Raw genomic sequence first — 23877 nt, 5'->3', positions numbered from 1 at the left:
CACGGACAGACGACGGCGAGGACTCATGGAACCCGGATCCGACGCAGGTGGCGGTATGCCGGGCGCTGGCGCCGAGTCATGGGGCGTCGGCCGCGTCGTCGGCGACGGCCGCTACCGCCTGACGCATCGTCTGGGACGCGGCGGCATGGCGGAGGTCTTCGCCGCCGAGGACGTGCGGCTCGGCCGCACGGTCGCGGTGAAGCTGCTGCGCTCCGACCTCGCCGAGGACCCGGTCTCGAAGGCCCGCTTCACGCGTGAGGCGCAGTCGGTCGCCGGCCTGAACCACCACGCGATCGTGGCGGTGTACGACTCGGGCGAGGACGTCGTCGACGGCCGCCCGGTGCCGTACATCGTGATGGAGATCGTCGAGGGCCGCACCATCCGTGACCTGCTGGTCAGCGCGGAGGCGCCCGGCCCCGAGCAGGCGCTGGTGATCGTCTCCGGCGTCCTGGAGGCACTGGCCTACTCGCACCAGCACGGCATCGTGCACCGTGACATCAAGCCGGCCAACGTGATCATCACGCACGCCGGCGCCGTCAAGGTCATGGACTTCGGCATCGCCCGCGCGCTGCACGGCGCGCAGGCCACGATGACGCAGACCGGCATGGTCATGGGCACGCCGCAGTACCTCTCCCCGGAGCAGGCGCTGGGCAAGGCCGTCGACCACCGCTCCGACCTGTACGCGACGGGCTGCCTGCTCTACGAACTCCTCGCGCTGCGTCCCCCCTTCACCGGTGAGACGCCGCTGTCGGTGGTCTACCAGCACGTGCAGGACATCCCGGTCCCGCCGTCCGAGGTCCGCGGCTCGACGCCGCCGGAGCTGGACGGTCTGGTGATGCGCTCGCTCGCGAAGGAGCCGGACGACCGGTTCCAGAGCGCCGAGGAGATGCGCGGGCTGATCCAGTACAGCCTGGAGATGCTTCACCAGCAGGGCGGTCACACCGGCACCTGGAGCACCGGCCCCGTGGCCGTGCACGAGGGCGGGCAGACGCCCGGCCACGGCATGGCGGCGACGACGGCCATGGGCCACCCGCAGCTCGGCGAGACGGCCCAGCAGGGCCGGATCGTCCCGCTGCCCAACCCCGACGACGGCGGCTACGGCGGCTACGGCGGTTACGACGACGGCACGGGCGGCGGCACCGGCGGCTACGGCGGCCACGACGACGGCGGCCGGGGCAAGCGCAACAGGATGGTGCTGTTCGCGGCCCTCGCGGTCGTCGCGATCGTCGCCGGCGTGGTCTTCGCGGTCCAGATGGCCGGCGGCGGCGAGAAGAAGAAGGACCCGGTCACGACGTCGACGACGGTGTCGGACTCGCCGTCCACGACCTCCGAGGAGCCCACCCCCTCCGAGGAGCCGAGCGAGCAGCCGAGCACCGAGCAGCCGAGCGACACGAACGGCGGCGGTGGCGACGGCGGTGACGGCGGCACCACGCAGGAGCCGTGGAACCCGCCGACGAACGCGACGACGAACCCGCCGACGCACACCCAGCAGCCGACGACGGAGCCGACTCCGACGGAGGAGCAGACCACCGAGCCGACTCCCACCGAGGAGCAGACCACGCAGCCGACTCCCACCGAGGAGCCGCCGACGGACGGTGGCGCCGACAACGGTGGCTCCGACGACGGCGGCGCCGACAGCGGCGGCCAGACCGACCCGACCGGCGGTGGCAACGGCGACCCGAACACGCCGCCTCCCGGCGACACCGGCCTGACCGGCGCCACCACGCCGTAGGACTCCTCCGGGGGCCTCAGTCGGAGAAGGCGTCGCGGACGGCGTCGTACTCCCGGGTCCACCACACGGCCAGGGCCGACACCGCGGGAAACTGCGGGTCGGCCCTTCGGTCGTTCAGCTGGTAGCGCCACCGCAGCGTCCAGAAGTCGTTCAGCCGCTCCCACCACACCCGGTGCACCGCGGCGGCGAGCTCGGCGCCGTCCGCGCCGGTGGCCCGCCGGTACGCGCGCGCGTAGGCCCGTACCTTCTCCAGGTCCAGCTCGCCCCCCGGCCGTACGAAGAAGATCGCCGCGGCCCGGACGGCCTCCTCGGCGCGCGGGCGGACGCCGAGCCGGTCCCAGTCGATGATCGCGGCCGGTTCGGCGCCCCGGTAGAGGACGTTCAGCGGGTGGAAGTCGCCGTGCACCCAGCCGGCCGTGGCGGGCGCCGGAGGGCGCCGGTGGGCGTGCTGGGCGAGCAGCCGGCGGCGTTCCCGCAGCCGGTGCTCGGCGAGCGCGTCGAAGCTGCCGTGCGGGCGGTGGGCGCGGGCGAGGCGGATCAGCTCGGCGATGTCGCTGAAGGTGTCCTCGGGGCGGGCGCTGTCGTGCCGGTCGCCGGGCGGCGGGGGCTCCATGACCCGGTCCAGGGTGGTGTGGACGCGGCCCAGGAGGGCACCGAGGCGGCGGGAGCCGCCGGCCGTGAGCTGGGCGCCGTCGCGGTGCCGGCCCTCGACCCAGGGGTGCAGGGCGTAGCAGCGGCCGCCGATGACCGCGACCGTGCGGCCGCGGCTGTCGGGAAGCGGCGGGGCCACCGGCAGGCCCAGGGCGTGCAGGCGCTGGGTGGCGCGGTGCTGGCGGGTGATGGTGGCCCGGTCGGCGGTGGGGGCGTCGAGGTGCTGCTTGAGGAAGTAGTGGCCGCGGGTGGTGGCGAGCCGGTAGCCGCGGTTGAGCAGGCCCTCGGTGACGGGGACGCAGGACAGGGGCTCGCCGGCGTGCGGGTGGCGGCGCAGCAGGGCGCCGACCGGAGGAGCGGAGTGTTCAGATGAGCGCGGCACTCCGCAGATGTTAGATCACGCTGCGTGGTGGAGATGGCGCGGTACGGAACCGGCCGCGGGGCCGTACTCGATGCTGTGCACCGTCACGAACTGGGGTTCGATCCGCATGTAGACGGGGACGAACGGCTCGCCGTCCACGCTCAGCGGTTCGGGGCCGAAGGCGGCCAGCTCCCGCGCGGTCGGCTCGACGATCTCGGCCGTCCCGGTGAACTGCACCGACCACAGGACGCCGGAGGCGGGATCGAGGTCGTCCGCCCCGTAGGCGACGACGCTGCCGCTGCACGCCTGGTGGTAGCCGAGACCCTCGTGCATGCGGATCAGGACGCTGTCGTCGGAGACGATGTGCCGGGCGGGCGCGACGAACGGCATCGCCCGCATGCTCGTGGCGACCCGGCCGTACGACGCACGGCCGAGCAGTTCGATGGCGCGGATCTCCTCGGTGGACATGCCTCCACTCTCCGCCACCGGCACCCGGTCGGGAAAGGGGCCGGGGCCCCGCCTCGGCGGGGACGTAGGTCCCGAATCCCGGCGGCGGGCCCGGACTGCTCCCTCCGGGTGAGACCGTCGGGGAGAGCGCGGGCCCGGTGGGGCGGGCGGTGGCTCAGTGACGCTCGGCCTGCATCCGCGCCACGTACGCGGCGGCCTGCGAGCGGCGCTCCATGCCCAGCTTCGACAGCAGGCTGGAGACGTAGTTCTTGATGGTCTTCTCCGCGAGGTGGAGGCGCTCGCCGATGGCCCGGTTGGTCAGACCCTCGCCGATGAGATCGAGGATCTTGCGCTCCTGCTCGGTGAGGTGGGCGAGCTTGTCGTCGCCCTTCGGATTGTTGCCGTCCCGCAGCCGCTCCAGGACGCGTGCCGTCGCCACCGGGTCGAGCAGCGACTTGCCGGCCGCCACGTCCCGGACCGCGTTCAGCAGCTCATTGCCCCGGATGGCCTTGAGGACGTATCCCGAGGCCCCAGCCATGATCGCGTCGAAAAGCGCCTCGTCGTCCGCGTACGAGGTGAGCATCAGGCACTTGATCGACTCGTCCTGGGAGCGGACCTCGCGACAGACCTCGACCCCGCTGCCGTCGGGCAGCCGGACGTCGAGCACCGCCACGTCGGGGCGGGTCGCGGGGATCCTGACCAGGGCGTCTGCCGCGGTTCCGGCCTCGCCGACCACCTCGATGTCGTCCTCCACGGAGAGCAGCTCGTGGACGCCGCGCCGGACGACTTCATGGTCATCCAGCAGAAATACCCGGATTTTTCCTTCTTCGCGCACGCAGCCAGTCTCACATATTGGCTCTTCCGGTGCCCGGGGTGTGCGGGTTACGGTGCCGGATGTTCCGACGAGGATGTCGGGCCGCTGCTCGGTGCGCTGACCTGGGCGACTTTCCGCTTTTCTCGATTTACTTGGAAATCCAAGCAAAATTGCAGGTCAAGTGGGGTTTCGCAGGAATGCCGCGCTATGGGTAACGTGCCTCATGACGGCGCTCGCCGGGACAACTGTCACGCCCGACCCCGGCCGCGTCGCACCCACCCCGTGCGCAGGGTACGGATAAGGCGGAGAGCCGCACTGGCCCACCGGCGAACCCGGGGGCCGGACCGACGGAGGAGCACGCACGTGACCGTGGAGAGCACTGCCGCGCGCAAGACGACGCGACGCAGCAGCGGCGCCAAGCGCGCCACCGGCGCCAGCGCCGGCGCCAAGAAGGCCGACCAGCCCCAGGCCGGGGAGCCCGAGCTCGTTCAGCTGCTGACGCCCGAGGGCGAGCGCGTCCACCACCCCGACTACGACATCGAACTGAGCGCCGAGGAACTGCGCGGGCTCTACCGCGACATGGTTCTGACGCGTCGTTTCGACGCCGAGGCGACCGCCCTCCAGCGCCAGGGCGAGCTGGGCCTGTGGGCCTCGCTCCTCGGCCAGGAGGCCGCCCAGATCGGCTCCGGCCGGGCCCTGCGCGACGACGACTACGTCTTCCCGACCTACCGGGAGCACGGCGTGGCCTGGTGCCGCGGCGTCGACCCCACCAACCTGCTCGGCATGTTCCGCGGTGTGAACAACGGCGGCTGGGACCCCAGCAGCAACAACTTCCACCTCTACACGATCGTCCTCGGCTCGCAGACCCTGCACGCCACCGGCTACGCCATGGGCATCGCCAAGGACGGCGCGGACTCCGCCGTGCTCGCCTACTTCGGCGACGGCGCCTCCAGCCAGGGCGACGTCAACGAGTCGTTCGTCTTCTCCGCGGTCTACAACGCCCCGGTCGTCTTCTTCTGCCAGAACAACCAGTGGGCCATCTCCGAGCCCATCGAGAAGCAGACCCGCGTCCCGCTCTACCAGCGCGCCCGCGGCTTCGGCTTCCCCGGCGTCCGCGTCGACGGCAACGACGTCCTCGCGTGCCTGGCCGTCACGCGCTCGGCACTGGAGCGCGCCCGCCGCGGCGAGGGCCCGACCCTGATCGAGGCGTTCACCTACCGGATGGCCGCCCACACCACCTCCGACGACCCGACCCGCTACCGCCGCGACGCGGAGCGCGAGGCGTGGGAGGCCAAGGACCCGATCCTCCGCCTGAGGGCGTACCTGGAGAACGAGGGCCACGCCGACGCGGCCTTCTTCGAGCAGCTGGAGGCCGAGAGCGAGACCCTCGGCAAGAGCGTCCGCGAGGTCGTCCGCGCCATGCCGGTCCCGGACCACATGGCGATGTTCGACCACACGTACGCGGACGGGCACACGCTCGTCGACGAGGAGCGCGCGCAGTTCGCCGCCTACCAGGCGTCCTTCGCGAACGGAGAGGCCGAGTAATCATGGCTGTTCAGAAGCTTCCCCTCGCGAAGGCGCTCAACGAGTCGCTCCGCAAGGCCCTGGAGACCGACCCCAAGGTCGTCGTCATGGGCCTGGACGTCGGCAAGCTCGGCGGCGTCTTCCGCATCACCGACGGTCTCCAGAAGGACTTCGGCGAGGACCGGGTGGTCGACACCCCGCTCGCCGAGTCCGGCATCGTCGGCACCGCGATCGGCCTCGCGCTGCGCGGCTACCGCCCCGTCGTGGAGATCCAGTTCGACGGCTTCGTCTTCCCGGCCTACGACCAGATCGTCACCCAGCTGGCGAAGATGCGGGCCCGCTCGCTCGGCACCGTGAAGATGCCGGTCGTCATCCGCATCCCGTACGGCGGCGGCATCGGCGCCGTCGAGCACCACTCCGAGTCCCCCGAGTCGCTCTTCGCGCACGTCGCGGGCCTCAAGGTCGTCACCCCGGCGAACTCCTCCGACGCCTACTGGATGCTCCAGCAGGCCATCCAGAGCGACGACCCGGTCATCTTCTTCGAGCCCAAGCGCCGCTACTGGGACAAGGGCGAGCTCGACACCGAGGCCATCCCGGGCGAGCTCCACAGGGCCCGGGTCGCCCGCGAGGGATCCGACCTCACGCTCGTCGCGTACGGCCCCATGGTGAAGACCTGCCTGGAGGCGGCCGCGGCCGCCGCCGAGGAGGGCCGGTCGATCGAGGTCGTGGACCTGCGCTCGATCTCCCCGCTCGACTTCGACACCATCCAGACCTCGGTCGAGAAGACCCGCCGGCTGGTCGTCGTCCACGAGGCACCGGTGTTCTTCGGCTCCGGCGCGGAGATCGCCGCCCGGATCACCGAGCGCTGCTTCTACCACCTGGAGGCCCCCGTCCTGCGGGTCGGCGGCTACCACGCGCCGTACCCGCCGGCGCGCCTGGAGGAGGAGTACCTGCCGGGTCTGGACCGCGTGCTCGACGCCGTCGACCGCTCGCTGGCGTACTGAGGAGAGCACGATGACGATCCGCGAATTCAAGATGCCCGACGTGGGCGAGGGCCTGACCGAGGCCGAGATCCTCAAGTGGTACGTCCAGCCCGGTGACACCGTCACCGACGGGCAGGTCGTCTGCGAGGTGGAGACGGCCAAGGCCGCCGTGGAGCTGCCGATCCCCTTCGACGGCACCGTCCACGAGCTGGTCTTCCCCGAGGGCACCACGGTCGACGTCGGCCAGGTCATCATCTCGGTGAACGTCGGCGGCGACGCCCCCGCCGAGGCTCCCGCCCCGGCCGCTCCCGCCGCGGCCCCGGCCCCCGCGCCGGAGGCGGAGGCGGAGGCCGAGGAGCCGCAGGGCCGCCAGCCGGTCCTCGTCGGCTACGGCGTGGCCGCGAGCTCCACCAAGCGGCGGGCCCGCAGGACCGCGCCCGCCCCCGCCGCCGTGGTTCCCGAGCAGCTGAACGGCCACGGCACCGTGACCGGCGCGCCCAGGCCGCTGGCCAAGCCGCCGGTGCGCAAGCTCGCCAAGGACCTCGGCGTGGACCTGGCCGCGGTCGTCGCGACCGGCCCGGACGGGATCATCACCCGCGAGGACGTCCACCGCGCCGCGGCCCCGGCCGTCGCCCCGGCGCCGGCTCCGACGCCCGCGGTCGAGGCGGCCCCCGCCCCGGCCGTCGCCGCCCCGGCCGTCCCGGTCCAGGCGCCGGCCGCCGTGGGCGCCGGCGACGCGCGGGAGACCCGCGTACCGATCAAGGGCGTCCGCAAGGCCACGGCGGCGGCGATGGTCGGCTCGGCCTTCACCGCCCCGCACGTCACCGAGTTCGTGACCTTCGACATCACGCGCACGATGAAGCTGGTCGAGGAGCTCAAGTCCGACAAGGACATGGCGGGCCTGCGGGTCAACCCGCTCCTGCTCATCGCCAAGGCGGTCCTGGTCGCGGTCAAGCGCAACCCGGAGATCAACGCGGCCTGGGACGAGGCGGCACAGGAGATCGTCCTCAAGCACTACGTGAACCTGGGCATCGCCGCGGCCACCCCGCGTGGTCTGATCGTGCCGAACATCAAGGACGCGCACGCCCAGACCCTGCCGGAGCTCTCCCGCTCCCTGAGCGAGCTGGTCGCCACCGCCCGCGAGGGGAAGACGACCCCGGCGGCGATGCAGGGCGGCACCTTCACCATCACCAACGTCGGCGTCTTCGGCGTCGACACCGGTACGCCCATCCTCAACCCGGGCGAGTCCGCGATCCTCGCGGTCGGCGCGATCAAGCTCCAGCCCTGGGTCCACAAGGGCAAGGTGAAGCCGCGCCAGGTCACGACGCTGGCCCTCTCCTTCGACCACCGCCTGGTCGACGGCGAGCTGGGCTCCAAGTTCCTGGCCGACGTGGCCGTGGTCTTGGAGCAGCCGAAGCGGCTCATCACCTGGTCGTAGTCGTCCGGTTGGCGTGTTTCACGTGAAACATCCGGTGGTGGCCCCGCGCCACCGCCGGATGTTCTGCTTTCCCCCATGGACCTGCATCTCGAACCACCCACCGCCGCCGGGCCCGTACGCCTCGGCATGACCTTCGAAGAAGCGCTGGCCGCCGTCGCGCCGTGGGGCGATCCCCGGACCCGCCACAGGCCGGGGCGCCGACCCGACACCCTCTCCGCCTCCTGCGCCGGCATCGCCGTCGACGTCCACCTGGAGGAGGACGACCGGGTCACCGCCGTCGAGTTCTGGTGGCCGGGGGAGGGACGGACGAGCACCACCCGGGTCCTCCTCGACGGGCGGGACGTCTTCACCACCCCCGCCGACGAACTCCTCGACGGGCTCCCCGTCCACGACGGCGACACCGAGGACCCCTTCGTCCCCGGCCTCTCCCTCGGCTTCACCCGCCGCACCTCGCAGGAGGTCCCGCGCCGGCCGGACGGCCTGCCCGTCCACTTCACCTCCGTCCTCGTCGGCGGCACCGACTACTACGACTTTCGCCGGTAGGCCCCGGTAAGGAGTCCAAGATCTGGACGCGGCTGTCAGACGCATCCCAGTTGTATCTATGCTGTGCGCATGCCATCAGCCGCTCCCCCCTCCACCGAGCAGCCCGCCAAGCAGCCACCCGCCGCCGAACGCGTCTACAGCCACGTCAAGCGCGCGGTCCTCGACCGCCGTTACGAAGGCGGCACCCTGCTCACCGAGGGGGAGCTGGCCCAGGCCGTCGGCGTCTCCCGCACCCCCGTCCGCGAGGCGCTGCTCAAGCTGGAGATGGAAGGGCTGCTGAAGCTCTACCCCAAGAAGGGCGCCCTCGTCCTCGCCGTCTCCGCCCAGGAGATCGCCGACGTCGTCGAGACCCGCCTCCTCGTCGAGGAGTTCGCCGTCCGCAAGGCCGTCCCCGCCCCGCCCGCGCTCCTCACCCGCCTCGAAGAACTCCTGGCGGAGCAGCAGCGGCAGGCCGGCGCCGGCGACCTCGCGGACGTCGCCGTCACCGACCGCTGCTTCCACGCCGAGATCGTCAAGCACGCCGGGAACCAGATCCTCGCCCGCCTCTACGACCAGCTCCGCGACCGCCAGCTCCGCATGGGCGTCGCCGTGATGCAGGCCCACCCCGACCGGGTCGCCCAGAACATCACCGAGCACGCCGAGATCCTCGACCACCTCAGGGCCGGGGACGCGGAGAGCGCCGCCGCCGCCGTCCGCCGCCACCTCGGCCGCGTCGGCGTCCTGGTCCGGGGTGAGGGCAGGTGAGCGGCCGCAACGGCTACGGCTCCGCCGTCACCCTCCCCGGCGACCCGCCCGGAGGCCGCCGCGCCGCCCTCGTCTGGGGCGTCGGCGTCGCCGTCTACTTCGTCGCCGTCATCTTCCGCACCTCGCTCGGCGTCGCCGGACTCGACGCCGCCGACCGCTTCCACGTGGGCGCCTCCGCGCTCTCCACCTTCTCCATACTCCAGCTGCTGGTCTACGCCGGCATGCAGATACCCGTCGGCCTCATGGTCGACCGGCTCGGCACCAAGAAGGTCCTCGCCCTCGGCGTCGTCCTCTTCACCCTGGGCCAGCTGGGCTTCGCGCTCTCCCCCACGTACCCCATGGCGCTGGCCTCGCGCGCCCTGCTCGGCTGCGGCGACGCCATGACCTTCATCAGCGTCCTCCGGCTCGGCGGCCGCTGGTTCCCGGCCCGCCGCGGCCCGCTCATCGCCCAGCTCGCCGGCCTCATCGGCATGGCCGGCAACCTGATCTCGACCGTCGTCCTCTCCCGCGCCCTGCACGGCCTCGGCTGGACCACCACCTTCGTCGGCAGCTCCCTCGCCGGCGTCCTCGTCCTGGTCCTGCTGCTGCTCTTCCTCAAGGACCACCCCGAGGGGTTCGAGCCCACCCCGGTCCGGCACGCCGGCGCCGCCTACGTCCGCCGGCAGATCGCCGCCTCCTGGCGCGAGCCCGGCACCCGCCTCGGCCTCTGGGTGCACTTCACCACCCAGTTCCCCGCCATGGTCTTCCTGCTGCTGTGGGGACTGCCGTTCCTCGTCGAGGCGCAGGGCCTGTCCCGCGGCACCGCGGGCGAACTCCTGACCCTCGTCGTGCTCTCCAACATGGCCGTCGGCCTCGCCTACGGGCAGATCATCGCCCGGCACGGCGGCGCCCGCGCCCCGCTCGCCCTCGGCACGGTCGCCGCCACCGCCCTGCTGTGGGCCGCGACGATCGCGTACCCCGGCGACCACGCGCCGATGTGGCTGCTCGTCACCCTCTGCGTGGTCCTCGGCGCCTGCGGACCGGCCTCCATGATCGGCTTCGACTTCGCCCGCCCGGCCAACCCGCCGGAGCGTCAGGGCACCGCCTCCGGCATCGTCAACATGGGTGGTTTCGTCGCCTCCATGACGACGCTGCTCGCCATCGGCGTGCTGCTCGACGCGACCGGCGACAACTACCGGATCGCCTTCTCCTCGGTCTTCGTCCTCGAAGCCCTCGGCGTCGCCCAGATCCTCCGCCTGAAGTCCCGCACCCACCGGCGCGAGCGCGAACGGCTCGTCGCCAGCCGCGTGGAGGCCGTCCACGTGCCGGTCTAGGAACCCCGCGGGGCCGGGCGGCTCGCGCCGCTAGTTCGGCGTGACCGCGAAGTGGTCGAGGATCGCGGCGGCCAGATCCGCGTCGCCCTCGGTCTTGATCCGGTCGGCCACCTCGGCCGGCCGGACCCGGCCGCAGGCCAGCCGGACGTACGTCTCCCAGTCCGTCGCCAGCGTCACCGCCGGACCCAGCGACGGTGCCCCGTCGATGCTGCCCCGCCCCTCCGCGTCCACCCGCACCGTCCGCAGGAACTCCACCGGCCCCGTCACGTCCACCACGACCGCCGAGCTCGCCGGCGCGCCCGCGTCCTTCGCGATCACCTTCGGCAGCGCCTCCAGAAGCAGGTCCCGCGCCACGATCGCGCCCGGCGAGTCCAGGTTGCCCGGCACCCCGAGCGCGGCCCGCAGGTCCTGCTCGTGCACCCACGTGTCGAAGGCCCGCAGCCGGTAGCCCCGCTCCAGGGTCTGCTCCGCGCCCAGCGGCGCCCTGATGACGTGCTCGGGCGAGCGGTTCTCGTTGCGGAGCTGCCGGGCCCGGCGGATCAGGATGTACTCCAGCTCCGAGGTCATCTCCGGCGCCGTGTGGTGCCGCCGGACGTCGACCTGCACCTCCATGTAGCGGGCGAAGTCACTGCGCACGTGGTACAGGTCGCGGGGGAGCGAGTGGATCGGCCGCGGATCGCCGAGCATCTCCGTCTCCATGCCGATCACATGGGACACGATGTCGCGCACCGACCAGCCGGGGCACGGGGTCGCCCGGTTCCACTCGCCCTCCACGAGCGGCTGCACCAGCTCGGCTATCGCTTCGATGGAATGGGTCCAGGCGTCTGCGTAGTTCTGGAGGCTGGGATGGACGGTCACGGGACCCCTCGACGTTCTTCGGTGCGGGCTGAAAACACGACTGGGCGACAGTGGAATGGGAGGCTCGGACGCTAAGTTACGCTCCCCGGGAGCACCCCGGCAGTGCTTTCGTGTGACGATCGTAGGCCGGTGTTGACGGCTTCAACGCCAGGACGGTGGTAGTGTGCGCGCCTCGCTGATCCAGATCGCGGTAGACCCGGACGAACCGGTCGCCGACCGGCGGGCCCGCGCGGCCCGCCTCGTACGGGAGGAGAGCGGGGCCGCGGACCTCGTCGTCCTCCCCGAACTGTGGCCCGTGGGCGCCTTCGCCGCCGACCTCTTCGGCCCCGAGTCCGAGCCCCTCCACGGCCCCACCTACCGGGCGATGGCCGACGCCGCCAGGGACGCCGAGGTCTGGCTGCACGCCGGCTCCTTCGTCGAGGCCGCCGGCGGAGCCCTCTACAACACCTCGCTCGTCTTCTCCCCCGACGGCGAGCTCACCGCCTCCTACCGCAAGATCCACCGCTTCGGCTTCGACAAGGGCGAGGCCGTCCTCATGGCCGCGGGCGAGGACCTGGTCACCTTCGACCTGCCGCACCTCACCGTAGGCGTCGGCACCTGCTACGACCTCCGCTTCCCCGAGCTCTTCCGCGGCCTCGTCGACGCCGGCGCCGAGGCGTTCGTCGTCCCCGCGGGCTGGCCCGCCCGCCGTCGCGCCCACTGGCGTCTCCTCGCCCGGGCGCGGGCCGTGGAGAACCAGGCGTACGTCCTCGCCTGCGGTACGGCGGGCACCCACGCCGGTGTCGAACAGGCCGGCCACTCGCTGATCGTCGACCCGTGGGGCGAGATCCTCGCGGAGGCGGGCCCCGGCGAGGAGGTCATCCGCGCCGTCCTGGACCCCGCGAAGCCCGCCGCGATCCGCGAGGAGTTCCCGGCCCTCAAGGACCGTGTCCTCGGCGTCGCCGCGCCGCGCCGGACACGAGCCTGACCGGAGCGCCCGCCCGGGGCGGCCCCGCCGCCCTCCGCGGGCCCTTCGGGCCGCCGCCCGAGGCGCTCGATCACCGCCGAGGCGACGAGTAAGGACGTCCTCGCGCGCCGCACCCGCTTGCTGTACCCGCGCGGGGCCCCCGTGGACTCCTCGTCGAGCGCGGGCGTCGCGACGGGCGCCCCGGCCTCATCGGGCGGGGCGCAGCGACCGGCTTCCCGGCCTCGCCTCAGTGCTGCGTCTCCGCCCAGAACCCCGTGCCCCGGGACAGGGCCGCCCGGACCGCCCCGCCGCGGGTGAGCGCCGCGCGGTCCACGCCCGCGAAGATCAGCGCCAGCGACAGGTCGGCCGCGATCGCCCGGCCCGTGACCGTGACCTCCAGCCGGCGCCCGCCGGGCAGCCCCGCGCCGCGCACCCGCACGCGGACGCCCGGGTCCTCGGCGTCGGCCGCCCGGGCCAGCGTCCAGGAGCGCCGGTTCTCCGCCCACAGGCGGTAGTCGTCGCCGCCGTACCGAAGCCGGAGCCCGCGCTGCCGGGCCGTGAAGCCCAGCCGGTTGCGCTCCACACGGACCAGCGCGTCACCGAGCCGGAGCGTCGCCCGGTTCAGCGTCGGCAGCCGGATCACGTCCGTGTGGATGCCCCGCGTCTCGTACGAGGCTCCCGGCAGCAGCCCGCCCCGCAGCTCCGAGACGATCACCTCCGGCACGGTCTGGCGCAGCGGCGCCTCCACCGTGACCTCGCCGAACTCGGCCGACGCGCCGCGCCAGCCGGCCCGCCGCTCGTACCCCTTCCCTTCCCGCCACGGGTGCAGCGTGAAGGGGGTGACGGTGGTGTGCATCGGGCTCCTCCCGCGAATTCGCTTCTCCCCGACCCTCGCACGACCCTCGCACGGGCGGTCGCCGGGGCCCCGCCCGACGGCTCCGCGACCCTTCGGGCACCCGGCCAGAAACCCTGAGACCTCCGCCCGACGGCCCTGCGATCCCTCGCCCGACGGCTCCGCGACCCTTCGGGCGAGGGCCCGGCGAACTTCGAACCACTTACCCGGGATTGGCCCTGGGAGAGGAGCAACACCGTCCGGAGACTGGCCCCATGAGCAGCGACCGCGATCATTCCGCCACACCCGACGACCTCCGCGCCGAGACCCTGGCCGTCCACCCGCCCCGGGTCGAGGTCACCGGCAGCGTGCCGCTCGGCGTCCCCCTCCACCAGGGCCACGTCTTCACCTTCGAGTCGGCCGACGCCCTCGCCGAGTCCATGCACTCCGGCGACTCCTTCCTCTACAGCCGCATGGGCAACCCCACCGTCCGTACGCTGGAGGACGCGGTGGCCCGTCTGGAGGGCGCCGCCGGCGCGCTCTCCTTCGCCTCCGGGATGGGCGCCATCAACACGCTCCTGCTCGGGCTGCTCTCCAGCGGCGGACACGTCATCGCCCAGCGGTGCCTGTACGGCGGTACGTACGCGATGCTCACCGACCTCGCGGACCGCTGGGGCGTCGAGGTCAGCTACGTCTCCGGCACCAACCCGGAGGAGGTCGCCGCGGCCCTGCGGCCCACCACCCGCCTCCTCTACCTGGAGACCATCGCCAACCCCACCACCCGCGTCTCCGACATCCCGGCCCTCGCCGCCGTCGCCCGCGAGGCCGGCGTCCCGGTCGCCGTCGACAACACCTTCGCCTCCCCGCTGCTCTGCCGCCCGCTCTCGCTCGGCGCCGACCTCGTCGTCCACTCGGCCACCAAGTACATCGCCGGGCACGCGGACGTCCTCGGCGGCATCCTCGCCGTCGCCGACCCCGAACTCCTCCGCCGGTTGCGTCACTTCGCCGTCGAGCTCGGCGCCTCCACCGACCCGTTCGCCGCCTGGCTGACGCTGCGCGGCATGCAGACGCTGTCGCTGCGGATGGAGCGGCAGTGCGCCTCCGCCGCCGAACTCGCCGCCCGGCTCGCGGAGCATCCGGCGGTCGCCGCCGTGCGCTACCCGGGCCTGGCCGGCCACCCGGACCGGGCCATCGCCGAGCGGCTGCTGCCGAACGGCGCCGGCGGGGTGGTCTCGCTGGACCTCGCCGGCGGCCGGGAAGCCGGCCGCGCCTTCGTCGAGGCGGTCCGGCTGGCCTCCCTCTCGGTCTCCCTCGGCGACGTGAAGACCCTGGTCATGCACCCGGCCTCCACCTCGCACCGCCAGCTCGACGCCGCCGCCCTGGAAGCGGCCGGCATCGGCCCCGGCACGGTCCGCCTCTCGGTCGGCATCGAACACGTCGAGGACCTGTGGACCGACCTGGACCAGGCCCTGTCGAAGGCGCTGTGAGCCGGGGTCAGTCCCCCCGCTCGGCCATCCGGATCACGCACACCGCGACCGCGATCAGCAGCGCCGCGTCCGCGTCCTCGCGGACCACGTCCACGCCGTAGGTGTCGCGGACGCGCAGCCAGCGGCGGGAGATGTGGGCGAGGAGTTCGCCGTCGTACTCGACGGCGAACTCCCGGTCCAGGATCCGTCCGCTGACGTCCAGTTCGGTGCCGTCGACGAGCGTCACCCGGTAGTGGTTGCGCAACAGCGACAGGCGCTTGCGGCGCACGGTCGCCAGCGGCTGCTCGTCCCGCTCGATCGTCATCGCGTCCCGCAGGCTGAAGAACTTCTCCCGCAGCGTGACGAGCACGCGCCCGTCGCGGTCCTTCAGCTCCAGCGTGTCGCGCAGCCGCAGCGCCTTGCCGTCGACGAGAAAGGCGTGCCGGCCGTTCTCGTCCTCGATCCAGTAGTCGTCGCCGATCGCGAAGATCTTGTCCCGTACGAGGTATTTCATGGGGAATGTCTCCCCCTTTGATGTTTCACGTGAAACAGCGCGCCGGTGTGAGACGAGGGCCTTCATCCGAAGTAGCGGACGAAGGCGTCCGGGGTGGTGCCCAGCACCTCCCCGAAGGGCTCGTCGAGCTGATGGACCAGCAGCGCGGTGAAGGCGATGAAACCGGCGAGACCCATCACCATCACCACATGGGTGCGGGTGTGGTGGATCCCGAAGATGAACATGAAGGCGAGCGTGAGGACGCCGCCGATGATCAACCCCGCCCACAGCACCGGCGACAGCCGCTCCTGCGCGGCCGCCTCCCGGCTGCGCCGGGCGTCGTCCACGTACCCGAGCTGGGCGAGCACCTCCTGCGCGGCGATCTGCTGCGAGACGGTCGCGGAGTCCCCGACCTCGCCCGCCTCCCGGAGTCGTTCGAGCAGCTGCCAGCCCTCGGGTTCGAGCGGCTGCCGGGCCGCCATCATCGGCCACTCCACCTCCACGACGTGGTCGGCGTACGTCCGGGCCGCCACCCGCAGCGGTTCGCCCCGGTCGTCGGGTAGGGCGTCCGCGAGCAGATACGTCTGGTGCAGGGCGCTCGCCTCCGCCTGCACGTGGTCGGAGGCCTCGGAGCGGGTGTCCCAGACCGAGACCAGGCAGAGGCCGAGGACGATCGCGTAGAGCACCGAGACCATCATCGCGATGTACTCGGCGACGTCCTCGCGCGGCTCCTCGCTCTCGGGGATGGGGAAGAGCCGCGTCTTGACCACGACGGCGAGCGCGCCGAGCAGCGCGACCCCGAGCACGACGACGAGCGTTTCGAGCAGGGCCACGGGTCAGTTCCTCCGGTTCCCGAGGAGCGCGGCGGCGAGGGCCGCGGGCACCAGGATCAGCAGCAGCATCACGACGACCCCCATCTCGTCCGCCTCCCGCCCCCGGCGCCGCAACCGCCCGAGGAAGCCCTCGTCGTCGACCGAGGCCGCCCGGAGCGCCTCCTCGGACGACGTACGCCCACCCACCGGCGCCTCCCCCGTCCCCCTCGCCCGCGCCGCCTCCCGCGCCCCCGCGGCCTCCCGCACGGCGGGCGGCGGTTCCACCCGCCCCTCACCGGCCACCCCACCGACCGCCCCGGCACCCGCCCCGGCTCCCGCGCCCGCACCCGCCATGGCCCCGCCCGCGCCGGCCGCCTCGGCCCCACCCGCACCGGCACCGCCCCCGGCTCCCGCGCCGGCTCCCGCTGCCGCTCCCGCACCGGGGCCCGCGGCCCCGGGAGCCGGCAGGGGATCCGGAGCGGGAGGCCCGACGGGCAGCACACCCGCGGCAGGAGGAACGGCCGCCGCCACACCAGCGGTGCCCCCGGGAGCCGCGGGGGCCCCGGGTGCCGCGGCGGCGGCAGGCACTCCGGCAGCTCCAGGCGCGCCCACGGGCCCCGTTCCCCCGCCTGCTCCCGTCCCCCCGCCTGCTCCCGGCGCACCAGGAGCCGGCCGAGGAACCCCAGGGAGCGCACCCCCGCTCCCTCCCGCACCGCCCTGAGCCGCCTCCGGCTCCACCTCCACCTCCACCTCCACCTCCACCGCCGGCGCCGGCGCCGGCACGGTGAACGAGGCCCTCGCGCGTGCCGTGAGCAGGGGAGCGCGGACGAGCCGCCCGTCCGTGGCATAGGTCCCGACGCGGTCGGTCCCGGTGGCGAGCCCGGTGCTGCGGTGGGTCCCGGACGGGCGTCGCACGGCCGCGGTGCAGCGCGCGGACGCGCCCGGCGCGAGCACCGGGACCAGGCCGGGACGCCCGCCGCAGTCGACCAGGTCGCCGGAGAGCCGGAGCGCGGGGTCGCTGACGCGCACGTCGCGCAGGGTCCGGTTCCCCCTGTTGGTGACGGTGTACGCGAGGGTGGCCTCGGCCGTGACGGCGCGCCCGGGAGCCGTCCGTCCGGTCCGCCCGGCGCCCGTCCCGGCTCGCGGCGCGGCGAGGCTCACCCGCTCGGTGAGGACGAGGGCCCCGGTGACGCCGGCGTACCCGGAGCGGGCGGTCGCGGCGACGGCGAGTCCGAGCGAGGGGATCTCCCCGTCGGCGCGGACGGTGGCGGTACGGGTTCCGGGGAGGGCGCGGAAGCGGGCGACGCACTCCATGGAGGTGAGCCCGACGAGGGTCCGGCGCGGGCAGCGTACGACGGCACCCGCCGGGATCCCGGGATCGCGCACCCGCACCCCGTACAGATCGGCCCCGCCGCCGTTCACCAGCCAGTACCGCTTCACGACGTCGCGCCCGGCCCGCACCGGCGTCGGCCCGTCCGCGCCGTACCCGCGCCCGTTGACGGTGACGCTCATCCGCAGCGCCTTGTCGCCGGTCCCGCCGGCCCACGCGCCGCCCTCAGCGGCCAGCACGAGGCCGGGCAGGGCGAGGACCCCGACGAGGATCCCGGCCCCGACCCGAACAGCCCGCCTCACCCGGAAGCGGGAGTAGTCCGATGATCTGCCCGCACACGTCATGCGCCCATGCCACCGCCCTCCCCACCCCCCACCCACCCCAGGACACGCCCGCACCCCCCACCCGGCCCCACCGATCCACCCGTACGCCCGCGACGGCCCCTTCATGTGCCTGTCATGGACGGGTGGCAAGCTTGAACCATGAACGATGCCGCCCCGGCGCCCACCCCCGCGCCCGAGCCCCGACGACGTGCCCGTGTCCGTGCCCCCGAGCTGATCGGCAAGGGCGGCTGGATCAATACCGGCGGGAAGGACCTGAAGCTCGCCGACTTCCGAGGTCGCACGTTGATCCTCGATTTCTGGACCTTCTGCTGCATCAACTGCCTGCACGTCCTCGACGAGCTGCGGGAGCTGGAGGAGAAGCACCGGGACACGCTGGTGATCGTGGGGGTGCATTCGCCGAAGTTCGTGCACGAGGCGGAGCACCAAGCGGTCGTGGACGCCGTGGAGCGGTACGAGGTGCACCATCCGGTGCTGGACGACCCCGAGCTGGCGACCTGGAAGCAGTACGCGGTGCGGGCCTGGCCCACGCTGGTCGTGATCGATCCCGAGGGGTACGTCGTCGCCCAGCACGCGGGTGAGGGGCACGCCAACGCGATCCGGACGCTCGTCGAGGAGCTGGAGGCGGAGCACGAGGCGAAGGGGACGCTGCGGCGCGGGGACGGGCCGTACGTGCCGCCGGAGCCCGTCGCCACCGACCTGCGGTTCCCGGGGAAGGCGATCGAGCTGCCGGGCGGCAATCTGCTCGTCTCCGACACGACCCGGCACCAGCTGGTCGAGCTGGCCGCCGACGGGGAGACCGTCGTGCGCCGGATCGGCGGCGAGGGCGTCTTCCGCGAGCCGCAGGGCCTGGCGTCGCTGCCGGACGGCACGGTCGTCGTCGCGGACACCGTGCACCACGCGCTCCAGCGGTTCGACCCGGCGACCGGGACGGTCGAGCGGATCGCGGGCACCGGCAGGCAGTGGTGGCAGGGGTCCCCGACCTCCGGGCCCGCGCTCGACGTCGACCTGTCCTCGCCGTGGGACGTCGCCTTCTGGCGCGGCAAGGTGTGGATCGCCATGGCCGGCGTGCACCAGATCTGGACGTACGACCCCGAGAGCGGGACCGTCGAGGTCGCGGCGGGCACGACGAACGAGGGGCTCGTCGACGGGCCGGGCGCCGAGGCGTGGTTCGCCCAGCCGTCCGGGCTCGCCGCCTCCGAGGACCGCCTCTGGATCGCCGACTCCGAGACCAGCTCGCTGCGCTGGATCGACACCGACGGCGCCGTCCACACCGCCGTCGGCACCGGCCTCTTCGACTTCGGGCACCGCGACGGCGCCGCCGCCCAGGCCCTGCTCCAGCACCCGCTCGGCGTGACGGCGCTGCCCGACGGCTCGGTCGCGGTCTCCGACACGTACAACCACGCCCTGCGCCGCTACGACCCGGCGACCGGCGAGGTCACCACCCTCGCCACCGATCTGCGCGAGCCCAGTGACGCCGTCCTGGTCGGCGAGGACATCGTGGTCGTCGAGTCGGCGCGCCACCGTCTCACGCGGCTGCGCCTCCCCGAGGAGGCCGTGCGGGTGGAGGCGGTCGCCCACCGGACGAAGCGGGAGGCCACCGAGGTCGCCCCGGGCGCCTTCCGCCTCGACGTCGTCTTCCAGGCCCCCACGGGCCAGAAGCTGGACGAGCGCTACGGCCCCTCGACCCGCCTCCTGGTCTCCGCCACCCCGCCGGAGCTGCTCCTCTCCGGCGAGGGCACGGGCACGGACCTCTTCCGCGACCTGGAGCTGAACCCGGCCCTCACCGAAGGCGTCCTGCACGTCTCCGCGATGGCCGCGTCCTGCGACGACGACCCGGCCAACGAGTACCCCGCCTGCCACGTCCACCAGCAGGACTGGGGCGTCCCGGTGAAGCTCACGGGAGACGGCGCGAGCCGCCTCCCGCTGATCCTCGCGGGGATGGACGCCTAGGCGCAGAGACGCCCGGGCGCAGGGACGCCCGGGCGTACGGGGACCCGCCCGGGCGTCCGCGCTCAGCCCTCCAGGAAGGCCACGAGGGCGTTGGCGAGGAGGTAGGGGTCCTCGGCGCCGCAGAGCTCGCGGGCGCTGTGCATGGAGAGGATCGCCACGCCGATGTCGACGGTGGTGATGCCGTGGCGGGCGGCCGTGATGGGGCCGATGGTGGTCCCGCAGGGCATGTCGTTGTTGGAGACGAACGACTGCCACGGCACGCCCGCCTTCTCGCACGCGGCGGCGAAGATCGCGCGGCCGGTGCCGTCGGTGGCGTACCGCTGGTTGACGTTGACCTTGAGGATCGGGCCGCCGTTGACGCGCGGGTGGTGCGTCGGGTCGTGCCGCTCCGCGTAGTTCGGGTGGACGGCGTGGCCGGTGTCGGAGGAGAGGCAGACCGTGCCGGCGAAGGCGCGGGCGCGGTCCTCGTAGCCGCCGCCGCGGGCGTAGACCGAGCGCTCCAGGACGGTGCCGAGGAGCGGGCCCTGGGCGCCGGTGTCGGCCTCGGAGCCGTTCTCCTCGTGGTCGAAGGCGGCGAGGACGGGGATGTACGGGAGCTCGTCGCGGCCGGCGACGGCGGCGAGCGCGGCGACGCCGGCGTGCACGGACAGCAGGTTGTCCATCCGCGGTCCCGCGACGAGTTCGCGGTCGCGGCCGAGGTAGGCGGGCGCTTCGACAGGGTGGACCATGAGGTCCCAGCCGGCCACGTCCTCGGCGTCCACGCCGGCCTCGCCCGCGACGAACTCCACGAGGTCGCCCTCGCGGACCTCGCCGGTGCCCCACACGGGCTGCATGTGGCGCTGGCGGTCGAGCTTGAGGCCGTCGTTGGCGCCGCGGTCGAGGTGGATGGCGAGCTGCGGGACGCGCAGCAGCGGCCGGTCGACGTCGACGAGGCGGTGGGTGCCGTCGCGGAGGGTGAGGCGGCCCGCGAGGCCGAGGTCGCGGTCGAGCCAGGTGTTGAGGAGGGTGCCGCCGTAGATCTCGACGGCGATCTGCCGCCATCCCTGGTTGCCCATGTCGGGCCGGGGCTTGACGCGGAGGTTGGGGGAGTCGGTGTGGGCGCCGACGATCCGGTACGGGGTGTGCGGGGCGGCGCCCTCGGGCACGTACCAGGCGATGATCGCGCCGCCCCGGGTCACGAACTTCCCGCCGCTCGTCCCGTCCCACGCCTCGGTCTCCTCGACCCGGCGGAAGCCCGCCTTCTCCAGCCGCTCGGCGGCGTTGCGCACCGCGTGGTACGGCGACGGCGAGGCCGCGAGGAAGGACATCAGGTCATCGGTGTGGCCGGGGCCGAACGGTGTCGACGCCGGTCGGGAAGCTGCGCTGCTCATGCGCCCACCTTACGGGTGACCCCGGGCGCCTCCCGGAGCCCGGTTCCGGACGCCGGGCCTTCGCCCGCGGAGCCCGTACCCCCGGTAAGTGTTCTACCGGCGCCTCCGTGCCACGGACCGGCGGACCGAGCCCCCCGGAGGAGGCGGAACGATCCGCCTCCGGGGGAGGGCGGACCGGGCATTCCGGAAGGGCGCAACGGTCCGCCCCCGGAAAGGGCGGAATGGCCCGCCCCCCTCCCCGGGGACGGGCCGTTCCAGTAGGACGTGGTGCGTTCGGGTACCGGAGTACTAGAACGCGGCCTCGTCCAGGTCCATGAGGCCGTTGTCCACGCCGTCGGCGAGGACGCGCTCGGTGGAGACGCCGGGCAGGACGTTGGCGGCGAAGAACTTCGCGGCCGCGATCTTGCCCTGGTAGAACGCGACGTCCTTGCCGGTGGCGCCGGCCGCGAGCTTCTCGGCGGCGACGGCCGCGCCCTTGAGGAGCAGGTAGCCGACGACGACGTCGCCGGAGACCATGAGCAGGCGGGTGGTGTTGAGGCCGACCTTGTAGATGTTCTTGACGTCCTCGCCGGTGGCGGTGAGGTCGGTGATCATCTTGCCGACGATCGCCTCCAGGTCGACGGCCGCCTTGGCGAGCGCGTCGCGGGCGCCGGCCAGCTCCTCGCCGCCGGTGCCGACCGCGAGGAACTTCTTGATCTCCTCGGAGAGGGTGTTCAGCGCGGCGCCCTGGTCGCGGACGATCTTCCGGAAGAAGAAGTCCTGGCCCTGGATCGCGGTGGTGCCCTCGTAGAGGGTGTCGATCTTGGAGTCCCGGATGTACTGCTCGATCGGGTACTCCTGGAGGAAGCCGGAGCCGCCGAAGGTCTGGAGCGACTGCGCGAGCTGCTCGTAGCCCTTCTCGGAGCCGTAGCCCTTCACGATCGGCAGGAGCAGGTCGTTGAGGCCGTGGAGCGCCTTGGCGTCCTCGCCGGCCGCCTCGGCGACCTGGATGGCGTCCTGCACGGAGGCCGTGTAGAGGACGAGGGAGCGCATGCCCTCGGCGTACGCCTTCTGCGTCATCAGCGAGCGGCGGACGTCGGGGTGGTGCGTGATGGTGACCTTGGGCGCGGCCTTGTCCATGAAGTTGGCCAGGTCGGTGCCCTGGACGCGCTCCTTGGCGTACTCCAGGGCGTTGAGGTAGCCCGTGGAGAGGGTGGAGATCGCCTTCGTGCCGACCATCATGCGGGCGAACTCGATGATGAGGAACATCTGGCGGATGCCGTCGTGCTTGTCGCCGATGAGCCAGCCCTTGGCGGGGTGGCGGTCGCCGAAGGTCATCTCGCACGTGTTGGACGCCTTGAGGCCCATCTTGTGCTCGACGTTGGTGGCGTAGACGCCGTTGCGCTCGCCCAGCTCGCCGGTCTCCCAGTCGAACTCGTACTTGGGGACGAGGAAGAGGGAGAGGCCCTTGGTGCCGGGACCGGCGCCCTCGGGGCGGGCGAGGACGTAGTGGAGGATGTTCTCCTCCATGTCGTGCTCACCGCTGGTGATGAAGCGCTTGACGCCCTCGATGTGCCAGGAGCCGTCCTCCTGCTGGACGGCCTTGGTGCGGCCGGCGCCGACGTCGGAGCCGGCGTCGGGCTCGGTGAGGACCATCGTGGAGCCCCAGCGGCGCTCGACGGCGATCTGCGCGGCCTTCTTCTGCTGCTCGTTGCCCTCGGTGTAGAGGATGCCGGCGAAGGCGGGGCCGGAGGAGTACATCCAGATCGCCGGGTTCGAGCCGAGGAGCAGCTCCGCGTAGGCCCAGATCAGGGAGCGCGGGGAGACGGTGCCGCCGATCTCCTCGGGGATGCCGAGGCGCCAGTACTCGGACTCCATGAAGGCGTTGTACGAGTCCTTGAAGGTGGCCGGGACCGGGGCGGTGTTGGTCTCCGGGTCGAAGACCGGCGGGTTGCGGTCCGCGTCGGCGAAGGACTCGGCCAGCTCGTTCTCGGCGAGGCGGCGGATCTCGTCGAGGATGCTCTTGGCGGTCTCGACGTCCATCTCCTCGAACGGACCGGTGCCGTACACCTTGTCGCGGCCGAGCACCTCGAAGAGGTTGAACTCGATGTCGCGGAGATTCGACTTGTAGTGCCCCATGGCGACGGCTCCGTAATGATCGGGGAGGGTTCCTCGTACCGAGGGCCACTCACGCTCCTGCCCGGCTTCCGCGCAGGATCTACTCACGAGTAGCGCACTCTTCTCCATGATGATGCTACCCACCGGTAATAAGAGCAACCCCTACCGGGAGATCTGTGACACGCCTCGCGCCGCGCGCAGCCGCGCCACCCCCGCGGCGAGGGCCCCGAAGCCCCCGAGGAGCAGGGCCGCGCCGGTGCCCACGACCCCCGGCGCGTGGGCGATCCACCGCGAGCCGACCCGGGTCGCGGTGACCTCGGCGGGGTCCTCCCGCCCGTCGTGGGCCACGAAGGAGAGCCGGGTGGTCCGGACCGGCGGCGGCCCCGAGGGCCTCCCGCGCAGCGCGTCCAGGGCGGCGCGCCGCCGGTCCTCCTCCGCCGCCGCGATCTGCGCGGCGCTCATCCCGAAGCAGTGCCACGCGCCGCCGCCCTTGGCGGTCCGCGTCTCGGCGCAGCTGATCCGGGTGAAGGTGACGGTCTCCAGGCCGGGCGCGCCGGTGCCGACGGCGGTCACCCCCGCGCCGGCGCCCGCGAGGAGCACCCCCGCGCCGAGCCACCCGGCCGCCCGCGCGACCCGGCCCGTCCGCGAGGCCCCGCCTGCGCGCGAGGCTCCGCCGATCCGCGAGGCCCCGCCCGTCCGCGCCCAGCTCGCGCCGGTCGTACGTACCCCGTCCGCCGGTGCTCCGTGTGTACCGTCCGCCCGTGCCCCGTGCGTACCGTCCGCCGGTGCCCCGTCCGCACCGTCCGCCCGTGCCTCGTCCATGCCGACC

The 23877-nt window shown here is 73.1% G+C and carries 21 protein-coding genes; 10 read left to right on the top strand and 11 right to left on the bottom strand.

Translation table 11 applies throughout. The features are described from left to right. Positions 1 to 25: 25 nt before the first annotated feature. Positions 26 to 1732: a protein kinase gene (locus ACFYT9_RS04080; RefSeq protein ID WP_389160814.1), complete on the top strand. Its 1707-nt coding sequence runs from the start codon at positions 26 to 28 to the stop codon at positions 1730 to 1732. Positions 1733 to 1748: 16 nt separating this feature from the next. Here the strand turns inward: ACFYT9_RS04080 and ACFYT9_RS04075 are convergent, their stop codons facing one another. The 3 genes from ACFYT9_RS04075 to ACFYT9_RS04065 form a co-directional block, all read right to left on the bottom strand. After that, positions 1749 to 2765: a phosphotransferase gene (locus tag ACFYT9_RS04075; protein WP_376596688.1), complete on the bottom strand. Its 1017-nt coding sequence runs from the start codon at positions 2763 to 2765 to the stop codon at positions 1749 to 1751. Between the two features lie 15 nt (positions 2766 to 2780). Beyond that, on the bottom strand, positions 2781 to 3212 hold the full coding sequence (locus ACFYT9_RS04070; protein WP_387277499.1) for a pyridoxamine 5'-phosphate oxidase family protein: 432 nt from the start codon (positions 3210 to 3212) through the stop codon (positions 2781 to 2783). A 154-nt stretch (positions 3213 to 3366) separates the two neighbouring features. Beyond that, the gene (locus ACFYT9_RS04065; RefSeq protein ID WP_351844912.1) at positions 3367 to 4026 is read right to left on the bottom strand and encodes a response regulator transcription factor; all 660 of its coding nucleotides are present in this window, start codon (positions 4024 to 4026) and stop codon (positions 3367 to 3369) included. Between the two features lie 342 nt (positions 4027 to 4368). Between ACFYT9_RS04065 and pdhA the strand changes: the two genes are divergently transcribed. The 6 genes from pdhA to ACFYT9_RS04035 all read left to right on the top strand — a co-directional run bounded on the left by pdhA (position 4369) and on the right by ACFYT9_RS04035 (position 10550). Continuing rightward, positions 4369 to 5550 (top strand): pyruvate dehydrogenase (acetyl-transferring) E1 component subunit alpha, encoded by a 1182-nt coding sequence (pdhA, locus tag ACFYT9_RS04060; protein ID WP_389160811.1) that lies wholly within the window; start codon positions 4369 to 4371, stop codon positions 5548 to 5550. Positions 5551 to 5552: 2 nt separating this feature from the next. Beyond that, positions 5553 to 6533 carry an alpha-ketoacid dehydrogenase subunit beta gene (locus ACFYT9_RS04055; protein ID WP_376596683.1) on the top strand — a complete coding sequence of 327 codons (981 nt, stop codon included), beginning with the start codon at positions 5553 to 5555 and terminating at the stop codon, positions 6531 to 6533. A gap of 10 nt (positions 6534 to 6543) precedes the next feature. Then, a complete protein-coding gene (locus tag ACFYT9_RS04050; RefSeq protein ID WP_389160809.1) occupies positions 6544 to 7950 on the top strand; it encodes a dihydrolipoamide acetyltransferase family protein in 1407 nt (468 codons plus the stop codon). Positions 7951 to 8025: 75 nt separating this feature from the next. Next, positions 8026 to 8493, top strand: a complete 468-nt coding sequence (locus ACFYT9_RS04045) for a hypothetical protein (protein WP_376596679.1) — start codon at positions 8026 to 8028, stop codon at positions 8491 to 8493. A 69-nt stretch (positions 8494 to 8562) separates the two neighbouring features. Beyond that, the gene (locus ACFYT9_RS04040) at positions 8563 to 9237 is read left to right on the top strand and encodes a GntR family transcriptional regulator (RefSeq protein ID WP_376596678.1); all 675 of its coding nucleotides are present in this window, start codon (positions 8563 to 8565) and stop codon (positions 9235 to 9237) included. Next, the gene (locus ACFYT9_RS04035; RefSeq protein ID WP_376596676.1) at positions 9234 to 10550 is read left to right on the top strand and encodes a nitrate/nitrite transporter; all 1317 of its coding nucleotides are present in this window, start codon (positions 9234 to 9236) and stop codon (positions 10548 to 10550) included. Before ACFYT9_RS04040 ends, ACFYT9_RS04035 begins: the two co-directional genes overlap by 4 nt. Before the next feature lie 30 nt (positions 10551 to 10580). Here the strand turns inward: ACFYT9_RS04035 and ACFYT9_RS04030 are convergent, their stop codons facing one another. After that, complete coding sequence (locus tag ACFYT9_RS04030; RefSeq protein ID WP_389160807.1) at positions 10581 to 11408, bottom strand: maleylpyruvate isomerase family mycothiol-dependent enzyme; 828 nt, start codon at positions 11406 to 11408, stop codon at positions 10581 to 10583. Between the two features lie 163 nt (positions 11409 to 11571). Between ACFYT9_RS04030 and ACFYT9_RS04025 the strand changes: the two genes are divergently transcribed. Further along, positions 11572 to 12375, top strand: a complete 804-nt coding sequence (locus tag ACFYT9_RS04025; RefSeq protein WP_389160805.1) for a carbon-nitrogen family hydrolase — start codon at positions 11572 to 11574, stop codon at positions 12373 to 12375. A gap of 226 nt (positions 12376 to 12601) precedes the next feature. Here ACFYT9_RS04025 and ACFYT9_RS04020 read toward each other — a convergent pair whose 3' ends face one another. After that, complete coding sequence (locus ACFYT9_RS04020) at positions 12602 to 13210, bottom strand: hypothetical protein (RefSeq protein ID WP_389160804.1); 609 nt, start codon at positions 13208 to 13210, stop codon at positions 12602 to 12604. Positions 13211 to 13461: 251 nt separating this feature from the next. Between ACFYT9_RS04020 and ACFYT9_RS04015 the strand changes: the two genes are divergently transcribed. Then, positions 13462 to 14673, top strand: coding sequence for a trans-sulfuration enzyme family protein (locus ACFYT9_RS04015; protein ID WP_389160802.1), 1212 nt, complete (start codon positions 13462 to 13464; stop codon positions 14671 to 14673). Positions 14674 to 14680: 7 nt separating this feature from the next. Here ACFYT9_RS04015 and ACFYT9_RS04010 read toward each other — a convergent pair whose 3' ends face one another. From ACFYT9_RS04010 to ACFYT9_RS04000, 3 genes are all read right to left on the bottom strand, one after another. Further along, entirely contained in the window at positions 14681 to 15166 is a 486-nt protein-coding gene (locus ACFYT9_RS04010) for an LURP-one-related/scramblase family protein (protein WP_389160800.1), read from the bottom strand. A 62-nt stretch (positions 15167 to 15228) separates the two neighbouring features. Further along, entirely contained in the window at positions 15229 to 15978 is a 750-nt protein-coding gene (locus tag ACFYT9_RS04005) for a hypothetical protein (protein WP_387277480.1), read from the bottom strand. Positions 15979 to 15981: 3 nt separating this feature from the next. Then, positions 15982 to 17589, bottom strand: a complete 1608-nt coding sequence (locus tag ACFYT9_RS04000) for a hypothetical protein (RefSeq protein WP_389160799.1) — start codon at positions 17587 to 17589, stop codon at positions 15982 to 15984. 180 nt (positions 17590 to 17769) lie between these two features. Here ACFYT9_RS04000 and ACFYT9_RS03995 point away from each other — a divergent pair, with 180 nt between their 5' ends. Then, positions 17770 to 19581, top strand: coding sequence for an NHL domain-containing thioredoxin family protein (locus ACFYT9_RS03995; protein ID WP_389160798.1), 1812 nt, complete (start codon positions 17770 to 17772; stop codon positions 19579 to 19581). Between the two features lie 62 nt (positions 19582 to 19643). On the opposite strand, the gene ACFYT9_RS03990 is transcribed toward ACFYT9_RS03995, so the two are convergent. From ACFYT9_RS03990 to ACFYT9_RS03980, 3 genes are all read right to left on the bottom strand, one after another. Next, a complete protein-coding gene (locus ACFYT9_RS03990) occupies positions 19644 to 20951 on the bottom strand; it encodes a M18 family aminopeptidase (RefSeq protein ID WP_389160797.1) in 1308 nt (435 codons plus the stop codon). A 288-nt stretch (positions 20952 to 21239) separates the two neighbouring features. Continuing rightward, a complete protein-coding gene (locus tag ACFYT9_RS03985) occupies positions 21240 to 23069 on the bottom strand; it encodes an acyl-CoA dehydrogenase (protein WP_387277472.1) in 1830 nt (609 codons plus the stop codon). 141 nt (positions 23070 to 23210) lie between these two features. Further along, positions 23211 to 23870, bottom strand: coding sequence for a hypothetical protein (locus ACFYT9_RS03980; RefSeq protein WP_389160795.1), 660 nt, complete (start codon positions 23868 to 23870; stop codon positions 23211 to 23213). Positions 23871 to 23877 lie beyond the last annotated feature (7 nt).

This window comes from Streptomyces sp. NPDC004435 (assembly GCF_042873895.1).
Classification (GTDB): domain Bacteria; phylum Actinomycetota; class Actinomycetes; order Streptomycetales; family Streptomycetaceae; genus Streptomyces.
Note: the sequence above shows the minus strand (reverse complement) of the source record. Positions and strands in the feature narration are given on the sequence as shown.

Coding starts and splice junctions, on each gene's coding strand:
- ACFYT9_RS03995 (WP_389160798.1), top strand. CDS start 17,770: ATGAACGATGCCGCCCCGGCGCCCACCCCCGCGCCCGAGCCCCGACGA.
- ACFYT9_RS04050 (WP_389160809.1), top strand. CDS start 6,544: ATGACGATCCGCGAATTCAAGATGCCCGACGTGGGCGAGGGCCTGACC.
- ACFYT9_RS03980 (WP_389160795.1), bottom strand. CDS start 23,870: ATGGACGAGGCACGGGCGGACGGTGCGGACGGGGCACCGGCGGACGGT.
- ACFYT9_RS04020 (WP_389160804.1), bottom strand. CDS start 13,210: ATGCACACCACCGTCACCCCCTTCACGCTGCACCCGTGGCGGGAAGGG.
- ACFYT9_RS04040 (WP_376596678.1), top strand. CDS start 8,563: ATGCCATCAGCCGCTCCCCCCTCCACCGAGCAGCCCGCCAAGCAGCCA.
- ACFYT9_RS04010 (WP_389160800.1), bottom strand. CDS start 15,166: ATGAAATACCTCGTACGGGACAAGATCTTCGCGATCGGCGACGACTAC.
- ACFYT9_RS04045 (WP_376596679.1), top strand. CDS start 8,026: ATGGACCTGCATCTCGAACCACCCACCGCCGCCGGGCCCGTACGCCTC.
- ACFYT9_RS04080 (WP_389160814.1), top strand. CDS start 26: ATGGAACCCGGATCCGACGCAGGTGGCGGTATGCCGGGCGCTGGCGCC.
- ACFYT9_RS03985 (WP_387277472.1), bottom strand. CDS start 23,069: ATGGGGCACTACAAGTCGAATCTCCGCGACATCGAGTTCAACCTCTTC.
- ACFYT9_RS04070 (WP_387277499.1), bottom strand. CDS start 3,212: ATGTCCACCGAGGAGATCCGCGCCATCGAACTGCTCGGCCGTGCGTCG.
- ACFYT9_RS04015 (WP_389160802.1), top strand. CDS start 13,462: ATGAGCAGCGACCGCGATCATTCCGCCACACCCGACGACCTCCGCGCC.
- ACFYT9_RS04055 (WP_376596683.1), top strand. CDS start 5,553: ATGGCTGTTCAGAAGCTTCCCCTCGCGAAGGCGCTCAACGAGTCGCTC.
- ACFYT9_RS03990 (WP_389160797.1), bottom strand. CDS start 20,951: ATGAGCAGCGCAGCTTCCCGACCGGCGTCGACACCGTTCGGCCCCGGC.